This is a genomic window from uncultured Agrococcus sp. (genome assembly GCF_945915485.1).
Lineage (GTDB): Bacteria > Actinomycetota > Actinomycetes > Actinomycetales > Microbacteriaceae > Agrococcus.
On record NZ_CAMEFJ010000021.1, the window covers coordinates 25191 to 31684 of the forward strand.

Here is a 6494-nt window from a genome sequence, read left to right on the forward strand (position 1 = left end):
TATCGCGGCACTAGCCCCATTGGAGTTCGCATGGCCACTTTCGTTGATCGCGTCACACTGCATTTGAGCGCAGGTGACGGAGGGGACGGTTGTGTCTCCGTACGCCGCGAGAAGTACAAGCCGCTCGCCGGCCCCGATGGTGGCGACGGCGGCAACGGCGGGGATATCGTTCTGGTCGCGGATTCGCAGGCGTCGACGCTGCTGAACTATCATCGTTCACCGCACCGCGTCTCGCCGAAGGGAAAGCAGGGCAGGGGCGACCATCGTCATGGGGCTCGGGGAGAAGACCTTGAGTTGCCGGTTCCCGTCGGCACCGTCGTGTCCGATGCGAACGGTGAAGTGCTCGTCGACCTTGAGCACGCGGGTATGCGCTTCGTCGCGGCGGAGGGCGGCCAGGGGGGCTTCGGCAACGCTCGATTAGCGAGCACGAAACGTAAGGCGCCCGGCTTCGCACTCCTGGGAACCCTGGGTTGGACGGGCGATGTCGTCCTCGAACTCAAGACCGTTGCGGATGTAGCGCTCGTCGGTTTTCCCAGCGCCGGGAAATCCAGCCTCATCGCAGCGATCTCCGCCGCGCGACCGAAAATTGCGGACTACCCGTTCACAACCCTCCATCCGAACCTCGGCGTTGTCGAGGCCGGGCCCATGCGCTATACGGTCGCGGACGTTCCCGGGCTCATCGAGGGAGCATCGGAGGGCAGGGGGCTCGGGCTCGAGTTTCTCCGTCACATCGAACGCAGCAGTGCACTGCTGCACGTCATCGACTGCGCGACACTCGAGCCGGGACGCGACCCGATCACCGATCTCGAAACGTTGCGGACCGAGCTGGCCGCCTATCCCGTTCCGGCGGGCCAGACGCCGCTGCTGGAGCGCCAGCAGCTGTTGGTCCTGAACAAGATCGACGTGCCTGAAGCGCGTGAGCTCGCCGAGTTCGTACGACCGGACCTCGAAGCCATGGGGTACCGGGTCTTCCTGATTTCGACGGCGACGCACGAGGGCCTACGCGAGCTCACGTTCGCGCTCGGTGACCTCGTGGAGCGTGACAGGGCCGCGAGAGAGAACGTGGAAGAACCGGAACGCATCGTGATCCGGCCCCGTGCCGTCGACAAAAAAGAGTTCGAGATCCACGTGGAGGGCGGGACGTACGGCAACACGTACCGCATTGTCGGCAAGAAGCCGGAACGCTGGGTCGAGCAGACCGACTTCACGAATGACGAGGCGGTCGGCTACTTCGCTGACAGGCTGCAGAAGCTCGGTATCGATGCTGCGCTGCTGGCAAAGGGAGCGAAGGCAGGAGCCGCGGTCACAATCGGTGAGAGCGGCCGTGTTTTCGATTGGGAACCGACCATGACCAGCGCCGCGGAGGTGCAGGTCGGCAACCGAGGAACGGATCCGCGGTTCGATGAGAACCCGCGTGCGACGCGTGCCGAACGCAAACGCCACTATCACGATCGCATGGATGCGAAGGCGGAGGCTCGGGAAGAGCTGCTCCGCGAACGCGAGACCGGGAAGTGGACCGACGACGAGGGATTCGAGGTCGTACGCGGCGAATCGGAGGCCGACCGTGGTGAAGCGTGAGGGTGAGCACGCTCGGCGCATCGTCGTCAAAGTAGGTTCCAGCTCGATTTCAGGTGCGAACCACGGGCAGATCGACCCGCTGGTCGACCAACTCGCTCGCCTGCACAAAGACTTCCAGGTTGTTCTGGTCACGTCGGGAGCCATTGCAACGGGGCTGCCTCACGTAGGGCTCCTGCATCGACCGACGGACCTGGCGCTGCAGCAGGCGGTCGCCGCTGTCGGGCAGCACGCGCTCATCGTTCGATACCAGCGGGCGCTCGATCGCCACGGCATCGTCGCCGGCCAGGTGCTCTTAACCTCGTACGACATGGACGATCCGGTCAGTCGTAAGAACGCACAGCGGGCGCTGGACACCCTCATGGATCTCGACACGCTGCCCATCGTGAACGAGAACGATACGGTCGCGACGCAGGAGATCCACTTCGGCGACAACGACAGGCTCGCCGCTCTCGTCGCGCGCTTGATCAATGCCGAGCGGCTTGTCCTGCTGAGCGACATAGAAGCGCTGCGCACGGCACCGCCGGATCAGCCGGGGAGCGAACCGATCGCTGAGGTCGAGTTCGGCGAATCGCTCGCGGGCGTCGAGTTCGGCGCATCGTCCTCGAAGGTCGGCAGCGGGGGAGCGCGCACGAAAGTGGAGGCCGCACGGCTTGCAGCGGAGGCGGGTGTCGAGGTGTACGTGACCGCGACACCGCGTTTCGGCGATCTCGTCGACGGGCACGCGATCGGCACGCGATTCGCGCCGAACCCGGATCCGTGTGCATGACCGGCGACATCGTCGCCCTCAGCGACCAACACGCTGCCGAAGTAATAGAGCTCTGGGAGGCCGCGGGGCTCACACGCCCTTGGAATCCTGCCGCGGATGACTATACTCGCGCAGTCGAGGGGCCGACCAGCGACGTTCTCGGCGTACACGACGGCGGTGTGCTCGTCGGCACCGTGATGGTGGGCCACGACGGTCATCGCGGCTGGGTGTACTACCTCGCGGTGCGCGACTCTCATCGAGGCGCGGGGATGGGTAAGGCATTGATGAGAGCCGCCGAGGAATGGCTCCGCCTTCGCGGTGGCGTCAAGTTGCAGCTCATGGTGCGAACCGAGAATAGAGTCGTGCACGACTTCTACCGCGCGATCGGCTATGAACCGCAAGACGTCACGGTGCTCGGCCGCCGACTCGACGACGCATAGGATTGATGTCATGGCTGACGACTTCCTTGCCCTCCTGGTCGAGTCCCGCGAAGCGGGGACGGAGCTCGGGACGGCCCCGAGCGAGTTGCGCAAGAGGGGCATCCTCGCGATTGCAGACGCGATCGAAACTCACAGCGACGCTGTCGTCGCTGCCAACGGAGAGGACATCGAACGGGGGCGCGCAACCGGACTTGCGGAGAATCTGCAGGATCGACTGCAGCTGGACGCAGCGAGAGTGCAGGGGCTTGCCGACGCGGCGCGCGATCTCGCGGAACTGCCAGACCCGGTCGGGGATGTCCTGCGGGAATTCACGACGGACGATGGGCTCCATATCGCGCAGGTGCGGGTGCCGTTCGGCGTCATCGGTGCCATCTACGAGGCTCGCCCGAACGTAACCGTCGATATCGCCTGCATCTGCATCGGCACCGGCAACGCAATCGTCACAAGGGGCGGCAGCGCAGCGGAGTCGACGAACCGTGTGCTCATCGACCTCATGCAGCGCGCGCTCGAATCGGTAGGGCTCCCCGCCAAGTCGGTGCAGACGATCGATCCCTTCGGCCGCGAAGGAGCAGGACGTTTGATGACGGCACGCGGCTACGTCGACCTCCTGGTGCCCAGAGGCTCGGCATCCCTCATCGAACGTGTCGTGACGGAGTCGACGGTGCCCGTCATCGAAACTGGCTCGGGCATCGTGCACGTCTACGTGGACGGCAGTGCGGATCTCGACATGGCGCGGGAAGTGGTGCTGAACGCGAAGACGCATAGAACGAGCGTCTGCAATGCGATGGAGACGGTGCTGGTCGACAGGGCCATCGCGGAAACCGCGGTGCCGCTGCTACTTTCGGTTCTGGCCGGTGCCGGTGTCACAGTGCGCTCCGATGGCCTGGAAGGCACCGAATCGCTGCCCGATACGGGATGGGCGACAGAGTATCTGGCGATGGAGGCGGGCATCCGAGTCGTTGACGGTGTTGATGCGGCGATCGACCACATCAACGCGTTCGGCACGCACCACACCGACACCATCGTCGCCGAGGATGCCGGCATAGTCTCGCGTTTCTTGCAGCGCGTCGACAGCGCGGTCGTCATGCACAATGCATCGACGCGTTTCACGGACGGCGGTGTTTTCGGGTTCGGGGCCGAGGTCGGCATCTCGACACAGAAGTCACATGCACGCGGACCCATGGGCCTTCCGGAGCTTACGAGCACCAAATGGATCGTGCGTGGCGACGGACATGTGCGGGCATAAGCGTTCGGTACCGATAGGCTAGAGATGTTAGGAGCACTATGCAGATCTTGATGGAGACTGCCGGCGAGGCAGCACACCACATTCCCATGTACGCCTGGGTTGCCGCTGGCATCTCGGCCGGCGTATTCCTCATCGGATTCGTCGTATTCCGTAGCTTCCGCGAGGTAGCGAACCGCCACGCTGAAGTGCCAGAGGGCGCCGAGAACCACTGAGCGTGCAGCATCGCCGCCGTCGCCTGGGAATCATGGGCGGCACATTCGATCCGATCCACCACGGGCACCTCGTGGCGGCGAGTGAAGTCGCGAACCACCTCCAGCTCGACGAGGTTGTATTCGTGCCGACCGGGCAGCCGTATCAGAAGCGAGACGTCGCCCCGGCCGAGCACCGCTATTTGATGGCGGTTATCGCGACCGCCTCCAACCCCCGCTTCTGGGTTTCTCGTGTGGACATCGACCGTTCGGGGCCGACCTACACGATCGATACGCTGCGTGATATTGCGGCGTTGAGCCCCGACACGGACCTATTCTTCATTACCGGTGCCGACGCCTTCGCGGACATCTTGGAATGGAAGGACGCAGACGCGCTCTGGGATCTCGCGCACTTCGTCTCCGTCACGCGACCCGGCCACCCCCTCGAAGTTCGCGGATATCCGGAAGAGCGCGTATCCTTGCTTGAGATTCCGGCGCTGGCCATTTCATCGACCGACTGTCGAGCCAGGGTGAAAGCGGGTTTCCCGGTGTGGTATCTCGTTCCGGACGGTGTTGTGCAATACATTTCTAAGCACCATCTATACGTTGAGAGAATTCGAGCATGACTGACACAGGCAACGAAGAGCGGCCGCTCACGCGCCGCGAGTTGCGCGCGCGTGAGCGCGCGGCGGCCGAGGCGGCTCGAGAACAGGCCGTAGATCAGCCAGAGGAAGCCGAAGCTTCTCCCCGGACCGAGTCCGCGGCGCCCGTCGAGGAAGCGGCACAAGAAGCTGAGGTGGCTCAGGAGGTTGTTCCCGAGGAGCCGGCTGCTGAGGAACCTGTTGTTGAGGTGCCGGTTGCCGAGGAGCCGGTTGATGAGGAGCCGGATTTCAACGATCCTGCGCCGACCCAGGCGATGAGCATTGAGCACCTCGCTGCTGAGCGCGAAACGCAGCCACTGGCCCCGGAGGATCTCCCGACTCCGGCATCCGAGACTCCCGAACAGGAGCGGACGAGTGCTCCCGAAGTACCCGAGCCCGTGCAGGAGCCGGCAGTTGAGGATTCGGCGCCCAAGAAGGGTGTAGGGCGATTCTTTGGTCGTCGCAAGCTGGACAATGCCGCGGAAACGGAAACACCAGAGGACTTCGACGAGCTGCTCGGTGTCGAGCCTGCATCAGAAGCCGCCGAAGAGGACGAAGCTGTCGGGATCGAAGATCTTGCCACCGAGCTCGAGGATGATACCCAGCACGAGCAGCACTCGACGGAAGAGGTCGCTCCCGTTGCCGCTGAGCACGTCGCCGACGAACCGACCGGCGTCTTTGCAGCCGACAGTCCGGAGGTTGACGCCCCCGCTCGTGCCCGCGGTCTGCGCTTGGATGAGGGCCGCCGTCAGAACCTCGATAGCGTCAGCGACGAGGATGTCGACAGCATCGAAATCGACGAGGTCGAAGTCACAGAGGCTCGCATTTCGGCACAGTCGGTTTCGGAGAAGACTCCGGCACAGCTCGAGGACACACGCGGTGCGTCTTTCGAGCAGGACGAAGAGCAGCCCAGCGGACCCACGAGGGGGCGCGGCAGCCGACTGCCTTTCGTCGTGAACGTCGTGGAGGACACGTCGGAGCACCACATTTCGGATCTGCGCCGGGGCTCGGAGGGCCTGCAGGGGCAGAACGTCAGTGGCAGCTCCGGAAACATCACCGCGAATGCTCTCGTGTTGCCCGCTTCCGGCCAAGAGGACGAGATTCAGTTCGAGTCCGAGGACGGCGTTCTCGTGACCGGTTCGATCGATCTGCCTGACGGCTACGCGGCCTCCGGACGAGCACGCGGAAAGTTCGACAGCCCCGATATCGACTCGAGCTCCGACAGCAGTGAGGTGTCGAACCCCGAGACCGCGCCCGTACGCGCAAGCCGTGCGGTTTCGAGTTACGCGAGCGCCAGAGTGAACATCGCTCCCAAGCGCCAGTCGCGAAGCGCTCTGCCGTGGGCTCTCGGTATCGGCGGAGGCGTCGTCTTCGCAGGCATCGTCGTCGTGGTCGTCGGCTACACGGCGGGGTGGTTCTAAGCGTGGGGGCGAGCGAACGCGCCATCGAGCTGACACAAGCGGCAGCGAGAGCGGCCGAAGACACGCTCGCAACCGACCTCGTTGCGCTCGATGTCACAGGAGTGACTCCGATATCGGATGTGTTCTTCATGGCTACTGGTCGCAGCGAGCGTCAGGTGCAGGCGATCGCACGGGAAGTCGAGGATGCGCTGCTGCAGCTGGGCGCTAAGGCCATCCATCGCGAGGGACGTGAGGA

8 protein-coding genes are annotated in these 6494 nt (G+C 64.2%); all 8 read left to right on the forward strand.

The genetic code is table 11. From position 1 onward, the window contains the following. The first annotated feature begins 30 nt into the window (after positions 1-30). Entirely contained in the window at positions 31-1578 is a 1548-nt protein-coding gene (gene obgE / locus Q0O95_RS05695; RefSeq protein WP_293696268.1) for a GTPase ObgE, read from the forward strand. Then, positions 1565-2344 carry a glutamate 5-kinase gene (gene proB / locus Q0O95_RS05700; protein WP_293696270.1) on the forward strand — a complete coding sequence of 260 codons (780 nt, stop codon included), beginning with the start codon at positions 1565-1567 and terminating at the stop codon, positions 2342-2344. Before obgE ends, proB begins: the two co-directional genes overlap by 14 nt. Beyond that, on the forward strand, positions 2341-2763 hold the full coding sequence (locus Q0O95_RS05705; RefSeq protein ID WP_293696272.1) for a GNAT family acetyltransferase: 423 nt from the start codon (positions 2341-2343) through the stop codon (positions 2761-2763). Before proB ends, Q0O95_RS05705 begins: the two co-directional genes overlap by 4 nt. A 10-nt stretch (positions 2764-2773) precedes the next feature. Further along, positions 2774-4009 carry a glutamate-5-semialdehyde dehydrogenase gene (locus Q0O95_RS05710; protein WP_293696273.1) on the forward strand — a complete coding sequence of 412 codons (1236 nt, stop codon included), beginning with the start codon at positions 2774-2776 and terminating at the stop codon, positions 4007-4009. Positions 4010-4047: 38 nt separating this feature from the next. Beyond that, positions 4048-4221: a hypothetical protein gene (locus Q0O95_RS05715; protein ID WP_293696275.1), complete on the forward strand. Its 174-nt coding sequence runs from the start codon at positions 4048-4050 to the stop codon at positions 4219-4221. Beyond that, positions 4218-4823, forward strand: a complete 606-nt coding sequence (nadD, locus tag Q0O95_RS05720) for a nicotinate-nucleotide adenylyltransferase (RefSeq protein ID WP_293696281.1) — start codon at positions 4218-4220, stop codon at positions 4821-4823. The genes Q0O95_RS05715 and nadD overlap by 4 nt, the downstream gene beginning before the upstream one ends. Continuing rightward, a complete protein-coding gene (locus Q0O95_RS05725; RefSeq protein WP_293696277.1) occupies positions 4820-6259 on the forward strand; it encodes a hypothetical protein in 1440 nt (479 codons plus the stop codon). The genes nadD and Q0O95_RS05725 overlap by 4 nt, the downstream gene beginning before the upstream one ends. A gap of 2 nt (positions 6260-6261) precedes the next feature. After that, on the forward strand, positions 6262-6494 hold a 233-nt coding region (locus Q0O95_RS05730; protein WP_293696279.1), incomplete at its 3' end, for an RsfS/YbeB/iojap family protein.